Annotated in this window: 16 protein-coding genes; 2 read left to right on the forward strand and 14 right to left on the reverse strand. The window is 68.2% G+C overall.

Annotated elements, in window-relative coordinates:
* Positions 1-58 precede the first annotated feature (58 nt).
* The 11 genes from zipA to ccmA all read right to left on the reverse strand — a co-directional run bounded on the left by zipA (position 59) and on the right by ccmA (position 12,545).
* Positions 59-1,654 (reverse strand): cell division protein ZipA, encoded by a 1,596-nt coding sequence (zipA, locus tag IEJ03_RS13730; RefSeq protein ID WP_192035378.1) that lies wholly within the window; start codon positions 1,652-1,654, stop codon positions 59-61.
* A 257-nt stretch (positions 1,655-1,911) separates the two neighbouring features.
* The gene (gene smc, locus IEJ03_RS13735) at positions 1,912-5,436 is read right to left on the reverse strand and encodes a chromosome segregation protein SMC (protein ID WP_192035379.1); all 3,525 of its coding nucleotides are present in this window, start codon (positions 5,434-5,436) and stop codon (positions 1,912-1,914) included.
* A gap of 2 nt (positions 5,437-5,438) precedes the next feature.
* Complete coding sequence (ccmI, locus tag IEJ03_RS13740; protein WP_192035380.1) at positions 5,439-6,695, reverse strand: c-type cytochrome biogenesis protein CcmI; 1,257 nt, start codon at positions 6,693-6,695, stop codon at positions 5,439-5,441.
* Entirely contained in the window at positions 6,696-7,136 is a 441-nt protein-coding gene (locus IEJ03_RS13745) for a cytochrome c-type biogenesis protein (RefSeq protein ID WP_242458122.1), read from the reverse strand.
* 89 nt (positions 7,137-7,225) lie between these two features.
* Positions 7,226-7,753 carry a DsbE family thiol:disulfide interchange protein gene (locus IEJ03_RS13750; RefSeq protein WP_192035381.1) on the reverse strand — a complete coding sequence of 176 codons (528 nt, stop codon included), beginning with the start codon at positions 7,751-7,753 and terminating at the stop codon, positions 7,226-7,228.
* Positions 7,750-9,744 (reverse strand): heme lyase CcmF/NrfE family subunit, encoded by a 1,995-nt coding sequence (locus IEJ03_RS13755; protein WP_277950329.1) that lies wholly within the window; start codon positions 9,742-9,744, stop codon positions 7,750-7,752. The genes IEJ03_RS13750 and IEJ03_RS13755 overlap by 4 nt, the downstream gene beginning before the upstream one ends.
* Positions 9,745-9,756: 12 nt before the next feature.
* The gene (gene ccmE, locus IEJ03_RS13760) at positions 9,757-10,248 is read right to left on the reverse strand and encodes a cytochrome c maturation protein CcmE (protein WP_192035382.1); all 492 of its coding nucleotides are present in this window, start codon (positions 10,246-10,248) and stop codon (positions 9,757-9,759) included.
* Positions 10,238-10,438, reverse strand: coding sequence for a heme exporter protein CcmD (ccmD, locus tag IEJ03_RS13765; RefSeq protein ID WP_192035383.1), 201 nt, complete (start codon positions 10,436-10,438; stop codon positions 10,238-10,240). The genes ccmE and ccmD overlap by 11 nt, the downstream gene beginning before the upstream one ends.
* Positions 10,438-11,178: a heme ABC transporter permease gene (locus tag IEJ03_RS13770; RefSeq protein WP_192035384.1), complete on the reverse strand. Its 741-nt coding sequence runs from the start codon at positions 11,176-11,178 to the stop codon at positions 10,438-10,440. Before IEJ03_RS13770 ends, ccmD begins: the two co-directional genes overlap by 1 nt.
* A 13-nt stretch (positions 11,179-11,191) precedes the next feature.
* The gene (gene ccmB, locus IEJ03_RS13775) at positions 11,192-11,914 is read right to left on the reverse strand and encodes a heme exporter protein CcmB (RefSeq protein WP_192035385.1); all 723 of its coding nucleotides are present in this window, start codon (positions 11,912-11,914) and stop codon (positions 11,192-11,194) included.
* A complete protein-coding gene (ccmA, locus tag IEJ03_RS13780; protein WP_192035386.1) occupies positions 11,901-12,545 on the reverse strand; it encodes a cytochrome c biogenesis heme-transporting ATPase CcmA in 645 nt (214 codons plus the stop codon). The genes ccmB and ccmA overlap by 14 nt, the downstream gene beginning before the upstream one ends.
* A gap of 250 nt (positions 12,546-12,795) precedes the next feature.
* Between ccmA and IEJ03_RS13785 the strand changes: the two genes are divergently transcribed.
* Both IEJ03_RS13785 and IEJ03_RS13790 read left to right on the forward strand, forming a co-directional pair.
* Positions 12,796-13,266: a LexA family transcriptional regulator gene (locus IEJ03_RS13785; protein ID WP_192035387.1), complete on the forward strand. Its 471-nt coding sequence runs from the start codon at positions 12,796-12,798 to the stop codon at positions 13,264-13,266.
* Positions 13,266-13,883, forward strand: coding sequence for a YigZ family protein (locus IEJ03_RS13790; RefSeq protein WP_192035388.1), 618 nt, complete (start codon positions 13,266-13,268; stop codon positions 13,881-13,883). The genes IEJ03_RS13785 and IEJ03_RS13790 overlap by 1 nt, the downstream gene beginning before the upstream one ends.
* Before the next feature lie 130 nt (positions 13,884-14,013).
* Here IEJ03_RS13790 and IEJ03_RS13795 read toward each other — a convergent pair whose 3' ends face one another.
* The 3 genes from IEJ03_RS13795 to IEJ03_RS13805 form a co-directional block, all read right to left on the reverse strand.
* A complete protein-coding gene (locus IEJ03_RS13795; RefSeq protein ID WP_192035389.1) occupies positions 14,014-15,336 on the reverse strand; it encodes a sodium ion-translocating decarboxylase subunit beta in 1,323 nt (440 codons plus the stop codon).
* Between the two features lie 12 nt (positions 15,337-15,348).
* Positions 15,349-17,133, reverse strand: coding sequence for a sodium-extruding oxaloacetate decarboxylase subunit alpha (oadA, locus tag IEJ03_RS13800; protein ID WP_192035390.1), 1,785 nt, complete (start codon positions 17,131-17,133; stop codon positions 15,349-15,351).
* A gap of 85 nt (positions 17,134-17,218) precedes the next feature.
* Complete coding sequence (locus tag IEJ03_RS13805; protein ID WP_192035391.1) at positions 17,219-17,464, reverse strand: OadG family protein; 246 nt, start codon at positions 17,462-17,464, stop codon at positions 17,219-17,221.
* Positions 17,465-17,591: the final 127 nt, after the last annotated feature.

Raw genomic sequence — 17,591 nt, forward strand, 5'->3', positions numbered from 1 at the left:
GACACAAGGGCTCCCGAGGGAGCCCATGTGAGCGGGTCGTGCTGTCAGATCGTGAGCGTCAGTTGACCTGGGTGCGGTGCAGCCGGTGGCGACGCTCGAACTCCTGCACCCGTTCGCGGGCAAAGCCCACGGTCTGGGCGGTCATCACGCTCTGGTTCTCGTCCTTCAGCTCGCCACCCAGGTGGCGCACCACCACCATCGCGGTCTCGACCATGGCCTCGAAGGCCGCGGAGCTGTCGTGCGCCCCCGGCAGCGGCATCAGCAGGCTGATGCCCGGGGTGGCGAAGTCCTCTCCCGCGGCAAGCGGGAAGGTGCCCGGCTTGACGATATTGACCATCGAGAACTGCAACGCGCTTTCCGGGTCCTCGGTCTCGAAGCGGTGGAAAATCTGCATGTCGCGGCAGTAGCGCAGGCCGCAGGCCAGCATCAGCTCCAGCAGCGCCGCGCCGGAGAAGCCGTCCTCGTCCCGGGACATCACGCTGATGACGATGATCTCCTCGGCGTGGGACAGCGTCTCGCGGGGGTGCTCGACCCGGACACCATTACGCAGGGCGCGCTGAATCGTGGGGTGCGGTGCCGCCCCGTCGCCCCACGGGTCGCCCATCTCGTCGGCCTGCCGCTCGTGGCCGGGCGCTTCACTCAAGTCCCACGCCTCCCTCTGGGACTCATTCAAGCGGGGCTCATTCGGGCCAGGCTCTGGCCCGCGCGTTGTGGCCTCGGCCGACGCGCGCGGTGCAAACAGCGGGTCGTCGCTGTCGCCTTGGGCGCCCTGGGCGGCGACATCCGCCGCACGGCGAGCCTCGGCCTCCCGCTCCGCCTGCGCCTGCTGGCGTCGGCTGGCCTCGCGAGCCTGGCGTTCGGCCTTCTGGCGCTCCCGCTCCAGCTTGTCCTTTTTGCGCTGTTCCTTGCGACTGGCCATCTTCTGCTGGATCGAGGAGCCGAAGCGATGCATGGAATCGCCGACCCTGGCCGAGCGCGTGCGCAGCGAATCGGACATCTCGTCGAAGTCGACGAGCCGATAGCGCTCATCATCCTGATAACCTTCATGATCCGCCGGATCGGCGGCGAGGCCGGAGAAGACCTCGTCCTCCCGATCGCCTCGTGCCTCGGCGTCCTCACGGGTGTTGTCCTGGTGCACGGGAGCGGCCTGCCGGGCCGCTGTCGGCGCTTCACCGGCAGCATCGGCAACGGCACGCAGCGCGTCATCATGAGGCTTGTCATGACGCGGCTCGGCCGACGGCGCCGAGACGTCGGCCCCAGACGCGGAGGGTTCCCGGGCCTGGCGGGGCGCCGCCTCTTGCTGGCGTGAGGCCACAGGCTCGCCATCACGCGGGTGTTCCTGGCGCCAGCTCGAGAGCACCCGGGACGGGCCAGGGTGTTCCTGACGCTCGAGCTTGGGCTTGGGTCGCGGCTCGCCGTAGGCGGCGGGCCTGACGACTCGCGCGCCGCCGTTCGGCAGCTCGCTGCGCACTTCGGCATCCCGAGCTTCCTGCTCAGGGTCGGTATCTGTACCCGACATGGCGTCGGGCGACGAGGCATCGACCCGATCCAGTCGAGGGACGCGACGCTGACGCTGCAGGCGACGCACACCATCGATCACGATGATGGTCACCAGCGCCAACCCCAGAATGATCAGCCACTCTCTAAGTTCCATGAGTCGTCTTGCCTGTCTGCTAGGGGCACCATGCCGGATCGAATAATAGCCATCAGCATAGCGCGATTATCAAAAAAAGGGCCATGTCTTTTTTGATTGTCAAGTGGTATTCCTTGCCGGACAGGACGCCGAATGGCCCGCGTAAACACCCTACGTGTACGCTCAACGACATCGTTCTTATCCCCCGACTTGTTACCCGCTTTCGTGAGCGGGTGCAAGCGTCGCCATTCGCCGACCCCATCGCCCCCGCCCCGGTCTCAAGCCTCGGCGAGCACGGCCGCTTCCTCGACGCCCACCGAGACCAGGCGCGAGACCCCGGGCTCCTGCATGGTCACCCCCATCAGGCGTTCGCCGGCTTCCATGGCGATCTTGTTGTGGGTGATATAGATGAACTGCACGGTCTCGGACATTTCCTTCACCAGCTTGGCATAGCGCCCCACGTTGGCATCATCCAGCGGCGCATCGACCTCATCCAGCATGCAGAAAGGCGCCGGATTGAGCTGGAAGATGGCGAACACCAGCGACAGCGCCGTCAGGGCCTTTTCGCCCCCCGAGAGCAGATGAATGGTGCTGTTCTTCTTGCCCGGCGGCCTGGCCATGATGGCCACCCCGGTCTCGAGCAAATCCTCGCCCGTGAGCGTCAACCATGCGGTTCCCCCACCGAAGACTTTGGGGAAAAGGGTCTGCAGACCGGCATCGACCTGATCGAAGGTCTCCTTGAAGCGCGTGCGGGTCTCCTGATCGATCTTGCGGATCGCCCGGTCGAGTGTCTCCAGGGCCTCGGTCAGCTCGGCATGCTGGGCCTCGAGGTAGTCGCGCCGTTCGGCCTGCTGGTCGTATTCCTCGATGGCGGCGAGGTTGATGGCACCGAGCCGTCGGATCTTGTCACCGAGGCCGTCGAGACGCTCGCGCCAGGCGGATTCGGTGGCGTTGGGGTCGAGGTGCTCGGCCAGGGCGTCGGCGTCGTGGTTGAGCTCGGCGAGCTGCTCGTCCTGGGCGTCGGCCTTCAGCGCCAGGGCCTGGACCTGCATGCGCGCTTCCTGCAACCGCTCACGGATCCCTTCCAGGTTGCGCTCGTGCTGCTGGCGAGCCAGTTCGTCCTCGCGCAGCTGCTCGGTGAATTCGGCGGTCTTGTCACGACAGGCGGTCAGGGCCCGCTCGTCGCGATCGCGCTGGTGCAGCAGCTCCTCGAGGCGCTCGCGATTCTCCTCATCGGGCTCGCGCAGCATCTCGAGGCTCTCCTCGAGCTCGGCGCACTTCTCCTCGAGCCGGGCGCGGGACTCCTCGGCCCGCCCCTGCTGCTGGCCGAGGCCGGCGCGCTCGGTGGTCAGCCGCTGATGATCCAGCGCCAGCTGCTGAGCCCGCTGGGCCAGCGGCCGCTGCCGGGTGCGCAATGAAGCGAGTCGCTCCTGCGCCTCGCGGCGGGCGCGCTCGAGGCGCTCGCGCTCGGTGCTGTCGTCTTCCAGCCGCGCCATCGCCGCCTGCCACTGCTCGCGGGCTTCCTCCAGCGCCAGGGCGCGCTCCTCGCGCTGCTCCTCGAGACGCTCGAGCTCCTCGTCGATCTCCCGAGCCCGCGCCTCCAGGTGCTCGAGGCGGGTGGCGAGGTTGGCCTCGGCGAGGGTCCATTGCTGGTGACGCCCCTGCTGTTCGGTCTCGTCGCGCCGACACTGCTCGAGGGTCGTCTCGATCTCCTGATCGCGAGCCTCGAGGGTCGCCAGCTGCTCGTCCAGCGTCGCCAGGGCAGCGCCGACCGCCTCCAGTTCCGCGACCACCTCGTCCCGGCGTCGGCGGCTGGCCAGCAGGCTGTCGCTGCCCTGAGCCTCGCCGCGCCGGCGCACGAAGCCTGGGCCAAGCCACAGCCCGGCCGGTGTGACCAGACTCTCGCCCGGCTTGAGGCTCGCGACCCGCGCCCAGGCCTCTTCCTCGTCGGCGGCACAGTGGATACCGGCGAGCAGCAGCGCCGCGGCTCCGGCCCCTTCTACCTTGGCGGCCAGGCCATCGGTGGCCAGGCGCTCTGCGGCGCCCGAGGCCTCGAGGCCCCCATCCAGCAGCGCCAGGTCGCCGAACGCGGCAGTATCCGCGCCGGCGCCCAGGGCCTGACGGGCGCTCGCCAGATCGACCAGCCGGGTGTTGAGCCAGGGCGCGAGGATCCAGCCCACCACCTCTTCCCACTCGGCCGCGACCGACAGCCGTTCCCCGAGGCGCGGGGCATCACCGAGCCCATGCTCGGCCAGGTGCGCCTCCAGGGCCTCGTCGTGATCGGCAAGCGCCGCCTCGATCAGTGCATCCAGGGAGGCGAGCTCGCCCTGCAGGCCGTTGCGCCGCTGGCGTTCGGCCTCACGGCTCGCCTCGGCGTCGCGGCGCTCGTCGCGGGTCTGCTGGCGGCGCTCCAGGGCCTGCTGGCGGCGATCCTCCAAGGCCTCGCGCTCCAGCTCGGCCTCGGCCAGGCGCTCGGCAAACTCGGCGCGCTGCTCGCGCAGCTCAGCCGCATCCGGCAGCTCCGCGTGCTGCTGGCGGCGACGCTGCACCTCGGCGGCCAGCGTCTCCACGCCCTGCTCGAGGTTGCGCACCCGATCCTGGGCGCGCTCGGCTTCATGGCTCGCCTGCTGGTGACGCTCGTTGAAGGCGTCCCAGCGCTCGGCGTGTTCGGTGTTGGCGGCCTCGGCCTCCTCGAGGGCCTCCTCGAGCTGCTCAAGCTCCTCGGCGACCTCTTCCTGCTCGGGGCCCAGGGTCTCGAGGCGCTCATCCAGTGCGGCGAGGCGCTCGCCGTCGCTCTCGTTCAGGCGGTCGAGCTCGGCGAGCTCGGCGCGGGCGCTTTCCAGGTCGCGGGCCAGCTGCTGCTCGCGGCTGCGGGCATGCTCGAGGCTCTGTTCGAGGCGAGCGATGGCGGTAGTGGTCTCGTAGAAGCGGGCCTGGTGGCCCTCGAGCTCCTCGGCGAGGCGATCATGCTCACTTCTCGCCTGCTCGAGGCGAGTCTCGCACTGGCGGGCACCCAGCACCTCGCGCTCGACGCCGGTCTCGAGCTCGCGGACGCGGGCCTCCTGCTCGGTCTGCTCGGCGCGCAGGGCGCGGCCGCGCAGCAGCGCCAGCTCGCCCTTGAGCCGGTACTCCTCCTGCTTGAGGGTCTGGTAGCGCTTGGCGGCATCGGCCTGGCGCTTCAGCCGCTCGAGCTGCTTGTCGAGCTCCTCGCGAATATCGTCGAGGCGCTCCAGGTTCTCCTGGGTGCGCCGCATGCGATTCTCGGTCTCGCGGCGGCGCTCCTTGTACTTGGAGATGCCGGCGGCCTCCTCGAGGGTCGAGCGCAGCTCCTCGGGGCGCGCCTCGACCAGCCGCGAGATCATGCCCTGGCCGATGATGGCGTAGGAGCGCGGCCCCAGGCCGGTGCCCATAAACAGATCGGCGATGTCGCGGCGCCGGCACTTCTGGCCGTTGAAGAAGTAGCTGGACTGGCTGTCGCGGGTGACCACGCGCTTGACGGCGATCTCTGCGTACTGGGCATAGACCCCGCCCATGCTGCCGTCGCGGTTGTCGAATAGCAGCTCGATGGAAGCCTGACCCACCGGCTTGCGGCCGGTGGAGCCGTTGAAGATGACGTCGGTCATCGACTCGCCGCGCAGGGTCTTGGCCGAGGACTCCCCCATCACCCAGCGCACGGCATCGATGACGTTGGACTTGCCGCAGCCATTGGGCCCGACGATGGCGGTCATATTGCTGTCGAAGGGCACGGTGACCGGGTCGACGAAGGACTTGAAGCCGACCAGCTTGATGGACTTGAGCTGCATGGTTATTCGTCGATCTCGTTGCGGATTTCGATCACCCGGTCGATGATCACCTCGACCGGCTCGCTCTCGGCGGCGACCGGCACGGCCGGGTGCTCGCCGACCAGGTCGCCGGGGCGGGGCTCGGCCTGTCCGCTCGGTGAGACCCGCACCACCAGGCGGGCCTCCTCTACCTGGGAGAGCCTGGCCATGGGGCTCATGGCATCGCCGTCATCGAGGCGCACCGTCAGCGGCAGCTCGCCGACGGTGGCGCGCACGATAGCCAGCGGCGGGCGCTCGCCGGCGACATCCCGCGCCACCACGAAGACGCTGGCCTCGCGACCGACCCGCTCGGCGAAGCGCTCGTCCAGGCGCACCCGCACACTGATGCCCGGCTCGTCGACGGCGGGGTCGCGCTCGGCCTCCCGCCCCAGCCGCGCCTGGGCCACGGCGATGCCCTGACGCAGGGACTCGGCAGCGGCAGGATTGTTGAAGCCCGCCACGGCGCGGCGCCAGTAGTCGATGGCGGTCTCATAGCGGCCATGGTCGAAGGCCTCGATGCCCAGCATGCCGAGAATGGTCGGTTCACGCGGGTCCTTGCCGAGGGTCTCGTCGACCAGCGCCTGCACCTCGCCGGTCAGGGTGCGGTTGGCAGCAAAGAACTGGATCTGCGCCAGCTGGGCGAGCAACGCCGGCTCTCGGCCCTCCAGGGCGATCAGTCGCTCCAGGGCGTCGATGGCCTCGGCGGCCTGGCCATTATCGCGATAAAGCGGGAAGAGCGAGGCCCAGAGGTTGGGGTTATCGGGCTGGCGGAAAGCCTCATCTTCGAGGCGCTCGATCATCATCGCCGGCGAGCCCTGCGGGTCCTGTCGCACCTCCTGCTGCAGGGCATAGAGGGCCAGATCACCGGAAGCGCCCTGCTGGCCGTACCAGACGAAGGCCGCCACGGCGACCGCCACCATGGTAATCGGCACCATCAGCCGTCCTGCACCGGCCGCCTTGAGCGGGCGCTTGGCAAGGGTTTCGGTGTCCTCGAGCAGGCTGCGCTCGAGTTCCAGCCGATCCTCGGCGAAGCGGGTCTCATCGATCTCGCCGCGTGCCCGGGCCGCCTCCAGGGAGGCCAGGCGACGACGATAGATGGCCAGGTTCTGCTCGACGCTGCGATCGGCCTCTTCATAGCCGCGCTGGGCCTTGGCAAGGGCACTGGCACGGCGCAGGGGCAGGACCAGTAGCCACAGCGCCGGCAGCAGCAGCACGGCCAGGGCGAGCCAGAGTAGGGGCATTCAGTGATCTCCTGATGGATCAGGGGGTCGATGGATCAGGGCGTCCAGGCGCGCACGTTCCTCGGCCGAGAGCTCGCGGGCCGACGCGCGGCGACGGCGCCTCACGATCAGCGCCACCAGCACGCCACCGAGCAGCACCAGGGCGGCGGGCAGGCCCCACAGCAGCAGGGTGCGATTCTCGAGGCGCGGATTGTAGAGCACATAGTCGCCGAAGCGAGCGACCATGAAGTCCTGGATCTCGCGATCGCTGCGGCCCTCGCGCAGCAGGATGGCAACCCGCTCGCGCATGTCCTTGGCCACCGGCGAATCGGAGTCGCCGATCGCCTGGTTCTCGCATTTGGGGCAGCGCAGGGCGTCGGTCAGGGAGCGGAAGCGCTCTTCGGTCACCGGGGAATCGAAGTCGCGCACCTCGACCGCCGCCCGCGCGGGGCTCAGCGCCATGTAAAGCGAAAGCGTCAGCACTGCCAGCAGGGCCACGGCGAGGCCGCGCCCCGGGAGAGCAATACCCGCACGAGACGACGACTGGAGCGTCATTGCCATTTGCGCACCTCCGGCAAAATGATCTCGGTGACGTCTTCGGGGGTGATATAGCCGGTGTGGTGATAGCGGATCACCCCGTCGGCATCGACCAGGAAGGTCTCCGGTGCGCCATAGACCCCGAGCTCGAAGCCCAGCGTGCCTTCGGGGTCGAAGAGGTTGACCTCGAAGGGGTTGCCGAACTCCGCGAGGAAGGCGCGCCCCTTCTCGCGGGTATCCTTGTAGTCGACGCCGACCAGCCGCACGCCGCGCTCCGCGAGATCAAGAAGCTGCGGCATCTCCTGCTTGCAGGTCGGGCACCACTCGCCCCAGACGTTGACCAGGGTCACCTCACCGGTGAGTAGCGAGGCATCGTAGTGCGCCTCGGGATCCTCGAGGCTTGAAAGGGTGAAGGCCGGGAAGTCCCGGGCCAGCAGCGCCGAGTCCCGGGAGGCGGGATCCAGCGCCAGGCCGCGATACAGAAGCCCGGCCAGGGCGATGAAGAGCAGCAGCGGAATCAGCAGCAGCAGGCGTCGGGTCATGCGGCGGCCTCCTGTGCGTTCGCTTCCTGTGCCGCCCTGGCCTGCACCCGACGGCGATAGCGGCGGTCGATCACCGCCACCAGGCCGCCGCCGGCCATCAGCAGGGCACCGAGCCACAGCCAGCGCACGAAGGGCTTGTACTGGATGCGCAGCGCCCAGGAACCGTCGTCCAGTTCCTCGCCCATCGCCACGTAGAGGTCGCGCAGGAGCCCCGGCCGCAGGGCGACCTGAGTCATCGGCATGCCGCGGGCGATATAGAGCCGCTTCTCCGGGTGCATGGTGAAGCCGCGCGCCTCGCCGCCGCGGCTGACGGCGATGGTCGCCGTATCGGCGACGTAGTTGGGGCCGCGCTGCTGGCCGAGTTCGGCCAGGGTGAAGGTGTAGCCTGCCACCGAGACGTCCTCCCCCACGGCGAGGCGCACGTTACGCTCCACCGCGTAGTTCGAGACCACGGTGACGCCGACGATGGTCACGGCGAGCCCCAGGTGGCCAAGCACCATGCCCCAGTAAGCCGGCGACAGGCGCCTCAAGGCGGCGAGCGGCGTGCCCCGTCGGCCCAGCTTGTCGGCGAGGTCACGCACCAGGGGCAGCACCACCCACAGCGCCGCCACCAGCCCGAGCGACACCTTGAGGTTCCACTCGCCGCCGTAGACCAGCGGGGCGGCGAGGCCGATCGTGAGCGCCGTGGTAGCGGCGAGCGCCAGACGCCGGGCCAGCTCGCGGCCCGGCATGGCCTTCCAGCGCGCAAGCGGACCCAGGCCCATGAACACGCAGAGGATCGCGGTCAGCGGTACGAAGAGCGCATTGAAGTACGGCGGGCCGACGCTGATCTTGCCAAGGCCCAGTGCATCCAGCACCAGCGGGTAGAGGGTGCCGAGCAGCACGGTGACGGTCATGATCACCAGCAGGATGTTGTTGACCAACAGCAGCGCATCCCGCGACAGCCAGCCGAAGCTCACCGCATGGCTGACGCGCGGCGCCCGCAGGGCAAACACCGCAAGTGACGCCCCCACGGTGATGCCCAGCAGCACCAGGATGAAGAGCCCCCGGGAGGGGTCGTTGGCGAAGGCATGCACCGAGGTCAGCACCCCCGAGCGCACCAGGAAGGTGCCGAGCAGCGACAGCGAGAAGGTGGTTATGGCCAGGAGCACCGTCCAGCTCTTGAAGGAGCCACGCTTCTCGGTGACGGCCAGCGAATGGATCAGTGCGGTGCCGGCGAGCCAGGGCAGCAGGGAGGCGTTCTCGACCGGATCCCAGAACCACCAGCCGCCCCAGCCCAGCTCGTAGTAGGCCCACCAGCTGCCGAGTGCGATGCCGACGGTCAGGAAGGCCCAGGCGATATTGGTCCAGGGTCGCGCCCAGCGGGTCCAGGCGGCATCCAGCCGGCCGCCCAGCAGGGCGGCGATGGCGAAGGCGAAGACCACCGAGAAGCCCACGTAGCCCATGTAGAGCATCGGCGGGTGGATGATCAGGCCGATGTCCTGCAGCAGCGGGTTGAGGTCGGCGCCATCCTGAGGCGGCATCGGCAGCAATCGCGTGAAGGGATTGGAGGTGACCAGCACGAAGGTCAGAAAGCCCACGCTCACGAGCCCCATCACCCCCAGCACCCGCGCCAGCATGTCCCTTGGCAGCTCACGGGAGAAGCAGCTGGCGGCGAAGCCCCAACCGGCCAGCATCAGGCTCCACAGCAACACCGAGCCCTCGTGGTTGCCCCAGACGGCGCTCGCCTTGTAGTACCAGGGCAGCAGCGAGTTGGAGTTATTGGCCACGTTGGCGACGCTGAAGTCGTCCAGCAGGTAACTGGCGGTCAGGCAGGCATAGGCGATGAGCAGGAAGCACAGCTGGCCTGCGGCCATCGGCCGGGCATAGGCCATCCACAGCGGGCGGCGGGTCGCCGCCCCGGCCAGCGGCACCAGCGCCTGTACCCCGGCCATCAGCAGCGCCAACACCAGCGCGAAGTGGCCGAGTTCGGGGATCATCTCAATCAGCATGGCAACTCCGGGTCAGTAGGCCTCGCCCTGGGCCGCCGCGGGGGCATCCTCGCCGACGGCGGAATAGTCGGCGGGCGAGTAGCCGGCGGCTTCCAGGGCCTCGGCGACCTCGCTTGGCATGTAGTTCTCGTCGTGCTTTGCGAGCACCTCGCTTGCCATCAGGTGACCCTCGCCATCGAGCCGGCCGACCACTACCACGCCCTGCCCCTCGCGAAACAGGTCGGGCAGGATGCCGCTGTAGCGCACCTCGAGGTCCTCGACGTAATCGGTAATCACGAAGACGACATCCAGGCTCTCGGCATCCCGGGCCACGCTGCCCTCCTTGACCATGCCCCCGGCCCGCAGGGTGCGATCCAGCGGCGCCTCGCCGGCGGCGACCTGCACCGGGCTGAAGAACAGGTTGATGTTGCTGCGCAGGGCATAGAGGGTCAGGCCGATCGCCACCGCGGCCAGCGACACCAGCCCCAGGATGATGAAGAGTTTCTGCTTGCGCTTAGGATGCATGGCGGTCGGTCCTCCCGGTGGCGGTATCGCGGCGCACGCGGCGCCTGAGGTCACGCAGCAGCCGGCGGCGCTCGGCGCGGGCATGCATGACGCTGCCCGCCATCGCCAGGGCCGTGACCGCCCAGGCGGCCCAGACATAGGCGCCATGGCCGCCCATGGCGAAGAAGGCATCGAGGGAGTCGAAGGCCATCAGGGGTCTCCCGCGGCGAGTTCACGCACCCAGTGCTTGCCCGCCTCGCGACGCAGGATCTCGTTGCGGGTGCGCATCAGGGTCATGGCGATGAAGAAGGCATAGAAGCCCAGCACCATCAGCAGCAACGGCCACCACATCTCGACCGGCATCGCCGGGCGCGAGGTGAGCGAGAAGGAGGCCGGCTGGTGCAGGGTGTACCACCAGTCGACGGAGTACTTGATCACCGGAATGTTGATCACCCCGACCATGGCAAGCACCGAAGCGGCCCGGGCGCCGCTGTCATGGCTGGCGAAGGCGCCCCGCAGGGCGATCACGCCCAGGTACAGGAACAAGAGGATCAGCATCGAGGTCAGGCGGGCATCCCAGATCCACCAGGTGCCCCAGGTGGGCATGCCCCACACCGACCCGGTGAAGAGCACCACGGCGGTCATCGCCGCGCCGAGTGGCGCCATCACCGCGGCCGCCATGTCGGCGACCTTGATCTTCCAGACCATGAACACCAGCGCCGCCGCCGCCATCGAGACGAAGATCGACTGCGCGAGGAAGGCCGCGGGCACATGGACGTAGATGATGCGGAAGCTGTCGCCCTGCTGATAGTCGGCCGGTGCGAACCCAAGCCCCCAGACGCTGCCCACCAGGAGCAGCCCTGCCGCCAGCGCCCAGCACCAGGGCAACAGCCGGGCGCTGAGGCCGTAGCACCACCTGGGGGAGCCAAACTTGTGAATGAACGCCCACATACGCCGAGATTCCTTAACCGTTGATACTGATCCGCAGCGAGGCGGCGATGGCGAAGGGCGCCAGCATCAGCGCCGCACAGCACAGCGCGCCGAGGATCGCCAGGTGCGGGCCCACCGGATCGCCGAGGAGCGCCGCCTGCACGGCGCCGGTACCGAAGATCAGCACCGGAATGTTCAGCGGCAGCACCAGCAGCGAAAGCAGCACCCCGCCCCGAGACAACCCCACCGTCAGGGCGGCACCGATCGCACCGATCAGGCTAAGGCTGACACTGCCCAACGCCAGCGACAACGACAATACCAGATAGCTCTCGGCCGGCAGCGCCAGCAGGAGCCCCAGCAGCGGCGCCATCAGCGACAGCGGCAACCCGGTCATCAGCCAGTGCACGCCCACCTTGCCGAGCACCAGCACCGACAGCGGCTGAGGCGCGAGCAGCAGCTGCTCGAGGCTGCCATCCTCGAAATCGGCCCGGAACAGCGCATCCAGCGACAGCAGCGTCGCCAGCAGCGCCGCCACCCACAGGAGCCCCGGGGCAATGGTCGCCAGCAGCGCCGACTCCGGCGAGATGCCCAGCGGAAACAGGGTGATCGCCAGGGCGAAGAAGGCCAGCGGATTCAGGATATCGCTGCGTCGCCGCGCGGCGAGCATCATGTCGCGCCTGAGGGTCGCTACCACTGCGACGCCCAGGCCGCCGCGGGGTTCCCCGGCCGAAGGCGCCTGGCCGTCACTCGATGACATGGGCGCCTCCTTCCCCGAGTCGGACGCGCCTCACTCGCCCGCGAGCCGCCAGCTCGTGGTGGGTCGTCAGCACCACGCTGCCGCCGTCGGCGACATGGGCGTGCAGGCGCTGCTCCAGGGCCGCCACCCCCGCCTTGTCGATGGCGGTGAAGGGCTCGTCGAGGATCCACAGCGGCCGCGGCGTGAGTTCCAGACGCGCCAACGCCACCCGGCGCTGCTGCCCCGCCGAGAGTTGCGCCACCGGCAGGTCCTCGAAGCCGATAAGGCCCACCGAGCGAAGCGCCGCGAGGCGCGCCGCCTCGCTACCCGTCTCGCCTCCCAGCGCCTGATACCAGGCGAGGTTCTCGAGCGCCGTCAGCGCGCCCTTGATCCCCGGCGCATGGCCCAGGTAGAGCAATTGCGACAGGAAGGCCTCCCGAACCCGGGACAGCGGCGCCCCGTTCCAGCAGAGCTCGCCCTCGAAGTCGCCAAGCTGTCCCGAGAGAATCTTCAGAAGCGTGGTCTTGCCGCTGCCGTTGGGCCCCTCGACGCGCACCAGCTCGCCCGGCCCGATGGCCAGCGCGAGGTCACGAAACAGCAGGCGGCCGTCGCGTTCACAGCTAAGGTTTCGCGCGTCCAGGCGAAGGCTCACGAGGGGGGCTCCCGGGGTCAATAATCCGCTCGGCACTGTACAGGGTACGGCCATCTCTCGCCAGCGCAAGGCCTTGCGTCGGCGGGTCGCACCGGCCCTGCCAGGCAAGGGATCGCGCCGCGTTGACGGGGATTCCCTTGCCAGCCTCGCAGCCCTTGCTATGATGCAGGAGCACCGCCAAGGATACTGTAAATATCAACAGTTATTGAGTTCAGCACTCGCCTCGACGCCGCGCCAAGGGAGAAGGATCATGCCGCACACCGCTCCGCATTATCTGCACCGCCTGCCCAATCTGCCCCTCGGCGATGCCTGGGAGGAGATCACGGCCAGCGACATGGTCGAGGTGGCGCTGCTCGGCAAGGTCGCCGCCGGCCTGCCCATCGAGGCCTGCCCCGACCAGGCCAGCGTGCTGATCCCGTCCCGCATGGTGCGTCGCAATACCTATGCGCTCAAGGTCTGTGGCGACTCGATGATCGACTGCAATATCTTCGACGGCGATGTGATCATCATCGAGCGCCAGGAAAGCGCCGAGAACGGCGAGACCGCGGTGGTACTGATCAACGACCAGGAGGTCACCCTGAAGAAGCTCTACATCGAGAAGTCCGGCGTCCGCCTGCAGCCCGCCAATGAGACCATGGCGCCGATCTATCTCAAGAACGACGACATCCAGGTGCTGGGCCTGGTGATGGGCGTGGTGCGCCAGCCGGTCCAGGCGGCCTGATGCGCTACCCGATTCCCGACCTGCCCCCGGGCGAGTGGCGTGAAACCGAGTTCGAGGTGGAGAAAAGCCGCTTTCTGACCTGGACCTGTCATGTGCCTGACACGGCGCGCTTCGAGGACCTGCTAGCCAAAGCCCGCGCCCGCCACCCCAACGCCAGCCACCATTGCAGCGCCTTCATCGCCGGCCCGCCCGGCGAGCAGCAGGCCATCGGCTTCTCGGACGACGGCGAGCCAGGCGGCACCGCCGGGCGCCCCATGTTCCAGGTGCTCGAGGGGGCCGGCATGGGCCAGGTCGGCTGCGTGGTGATCCGCTACTTCGGCGGCACCAAGCTGGGCACCGGCGGGCTGGCCCGTGCCTATGCCAAGGCCGTGGCGCAGGCGCTCGAGTCGCTGCCGACCCGGGATTTCACGCCGCGTACCCCGCTGCGCCTGAAGGTCGGCTTCGCCGGCGAGGCCGAGGCCCGAGCCTGGCTCGCCGGGGAGGATATCCCCGTCGAGCAGGCCGACTACGGCGCCGACGGCGTGATCCTGACCGTGGGCTGGCCCTCGGGCCGCGAGGCGGATCTCGGCGCCCTGGACAGCCGCCTCAAGGGCCGGCTCGAGCACCTGACGGACTGACGCCCCTCATGCGACGACCATCGCCGTGATCATGCGCCCCCGCCGCTGTCAGGGGGAGGATAGCCACAAAAAAAACGGCGCCCCGAGGGGCGCCGTTCTTGTTCACACCGATGGCGTGGGCATGGCGGGCTCAGCCCAGGTACTTGATCATCACGCCGGCGGCCACCGCCGAGCCGATCACCCCGGCCACGTTCGGGCCCATGGCATGCATGAGCAGGAAGTTGTGGGGGTTGTACTCCAGGCCCATCTTGTTCGACACCCGCGCCGCCATCGGTACCGCCGAGACGCCGGCCGAGCCGATCAACGGGTTGATCTCCATCTTGCTGACGCCATTGAGCAGCTTGGCCATCAGCACGCCACAGGCGGTGCCGATCGCGAAGGCGACGATGCCGAGGCTCAGGATGCCCAGGGTCTCGACCGCCAGGAAGCGATCGGCCACCAGCTTCGAACCCACCGACAGGCCGAGGAAGATGGTCACGATGTTGATCAGGGCGTTCTGGGCCGTGTCCGAGAGGCGCTCGACCACACCGCACTCGCGCATCAGGTTGCCGAAGCAGAACATGCCCAGCAGGGGGGCGGCGTCCGGCAGGAACAGCACCACCAGGATCAGCAGCACCAGCGGGAAGCAGATCTTCTCGAGCTTCGACACCGGCCGCAGCTGGGTCATCACGATCTGGCGTTCCTTCTCGCTGGTCAGCGCCCGCATGATCGGCGGCTGGATCAGCGGCACCAGCGCCATGTAGGAATACGACGCCACGGCGATGGCCCCCAGCAACTCTGGGGCCAGCAGGCTCGACACATAGATCGAGGTGGGGCCGTCGGCGCCGCCGATGATGCCGATGGCGGCGGCCTGCTTGAGGGAGAAGTCCATCCAGCCCAGCGAGGTCAGCCCCACCGCCCCGATCAGGGTGGCGAAGATGCCGAACTGGGCTGCGGCGCCCAGGAACAGGGTGCGCGGATTGGCCAGCAGGGGGCCGAAGTCGGTCATCGCGCCCACGCCCATGAAGATCACCAGCGGCGCGATGCCCGAGGCGATGGCCACGCTGTAGAAGTTATACAGCATACCGTTGGTGAAGCCGGCGTCACCGGCCACGTCCTCGGCGGCGCGGATCAGGTTCGGCGCCAGGTCGCCATGCACCGCCTCGGCGATGGCATGGCGGGTGGCCTCGACCGTGGCCGCGGGTTCCTGGCTCAGGCCCAGCGCCTCCACCATGCGCCCAAGCACCTCGGGGCTGGCCAGGTGCGCCGCCTGTTCGGCGGCGGACAGGGCGAGCCCGGCCTCGGGGATATTGGCCAGGATCCCGCCGAAGCCGATCGGCACCAGCAACAGCGGCTCGAACTTCTTGTGAATCGCCAGGTAGAGCAGCAGCAGGCCGATGACGATCATCACCGCCTGCCCGAGGCTCAGGTTATAGAGGCCCGAGCCGTACCAGAGTGTCAGTAGCTTATCCATGAATCGGCGCCCTTACAGGACGACCAGCGCATCACCCACGGATACGCTGTCGCCTTCTTTGACATTGACCGCGGAGACGGTACCGGCGCTGGCCGCGCGGACCTCGGTCTCCATCTTCATGGCCTCGAGAATGATCACCACGTCGCCCTCGGCGACCTGATCGCCCGGCTTGACGTTGACCTTGAAGATGTTGCCGGCCAGCGGCGCACTGACGGTCTCGCCGCTGGAGGGGGCCGGCGCAGACGCCGGTGCCGCGACCTGGCCGCCCTCGCCCTTGACCTGCACCTGCTCGATCTCGCCACCCTCGGCGACCTCGACCACGTACTGCTTGCCGTTGACGGTGATGGTATAGGTCTCGGGCCCCGCCGCGGCGCCCGCCTTGGCCGGCACGCCGGCCTCGGGCACCGGCTCGAAGGCCTCCGGGTTGTCGCGGTTCTTGAGGAACTTGAGCCCGATCTGCGGGAAAAGCGCATAGGTCAGCACGTCGTCGATGCGCCGTTCGCCCTCTTCCAGGCGAATGCCCTCTTCCTTGGCCTTGGCCTCGAGCTCCTGGGTCAGGCGCTCGACCTCCGGCTCCAACCGGTCGGCCGGCCGGCAGGTGATCGGTTCGCCGCCCTCCAGCACCCGCGCCTGCAGCTCCGCGTTATAGGCCGAGGGCGCGGCGCCATACTCGCCCTTGAGCAGCGCCTGGACCTCCTTGGAGATCGACTTGTAGCGCTCGCCCATCATCACGTTCATCACCGCCTGGGTGCCGACGATCTGCGAGGTCGGGGTCACCAGCGGTATGAAGCCCAGGTCCTCGCGGACCTTGGGGATCTCGCTGAGTACGTCGTCGAGCTTGTCACCGGCGCCCTGCTCCTTGAGCTGGCTTTCCATGTTGGTCAACATGCCACCGGGTACCTGGGCGACCAGGATGCGCGAGTCGATGCCCTTCAGCGAGCCCTCGAAGGCGGCGTACTTCTTGCGCACCTCGCGGAAGTAGGCGGCGATGTCCTCGAGCAACTCGAGATCCAGGCCGGTGTCCCGGTCGGTGTCCTTGAGCATCGCCACCACGGATTCGGTGGGGCTGTGCCCGTAGGTCATCGACATCGAGGAGATGGCGGTATCGACGTTGTCGATACCGGCCTCGATGGCCTTCAGAGCCGTGGCCGTGGATAGGCCGGTGGTGGCATGGCACTGCATGTGGATGGGAATCGACAGCTCCTGCTTGAGCTTCGAGACCAGTTCATAGGCGGTATAGGGCGCCAGCAGGCCGGCCATGTCCTTGATCGCCAGGGAGTCGGCCCCCATGTCGGCGATCTGCTTGGCGAGTTCGACCCAGCCATCGATGGTGTGCACCGGGCTGACGGTGTAGGAGATGGTGCCCTGGGCGTGACCTTCGTTGGCGCGCACCGCCTGGATCGCCCGCTCGAGGTTGCGCGGGTCGTTCATGGCATCGAAGACACGGAAGACATCGACGCCATTGGTGCGGGCGCGCTCGACGAACTTGTCGACCACATCATCGGCATAGTGGCGATAGCCCAGCAGGTTCTGGGCGCGCAGCAGCATCTGCTGCGGGGTGTTGGGCATCGCCTCCTTGAGGGCACGGATGCGCGCCCAGGGGTCTTCGCCCAGGTAGCGGATGCAGGCATCGAAGGTGGCCCCACCCCAGGATTCCAGCGACCAGAAACCGACCCGGTCCAGCTTCTCGGCGATCGGCAGCATGTCGTCCAGGCGCATGCGGGTGGCGAACAGGGACTGGTGCGCGTCGCGCAGCACCACGTCGGTGATGCCCAATGGGCGTCGAGTCTCACTCATAACCGTGTTGTCCTTATCTTTATGATGATTCTGTCTGTCGGGCGACGAGATCGCCCGCGAGCGGCGTGACGTGACGACCGCCCGCCTAGCGGCGGTGGCGCTGGCGATAGCGGTGCACGGCCGTGCTGATCACCACCATCAGATCCTCATCCTGACCGGCGGGCGCCGGGGCGCGCGACGCGGCCTCCGGCTGGGCCGGCGCCGGCGTGAAGCGGGCGGCCAGCTTCGACATGCCGGTGGTGGCGAAGACCAGCACCGTCAGGAAGACAAAGACGAAGCCCATCCCGAACGCCATCAGCATCAGGCCTTCCTGCATCAGCGAGTCTTGCATAATGAATTCCCCTTGCTTGGTCGCGCCCAACCACGGCTGTCCTGGGCATGCGGTTCGACTGGTACACTAACCTGCCTGAACCTCCCGATAATGCAATGACACCATGGTTGAGCAGAACGTAGTTAAT

The organism is Halomonas sp. YLGW01, assembly GCF_014840935.1.
Lineage (GTDB): Bacteria > Pseudomonadota > Gammaproteobacteria > Pseudomonadales > Halomonadaceae > Onishia.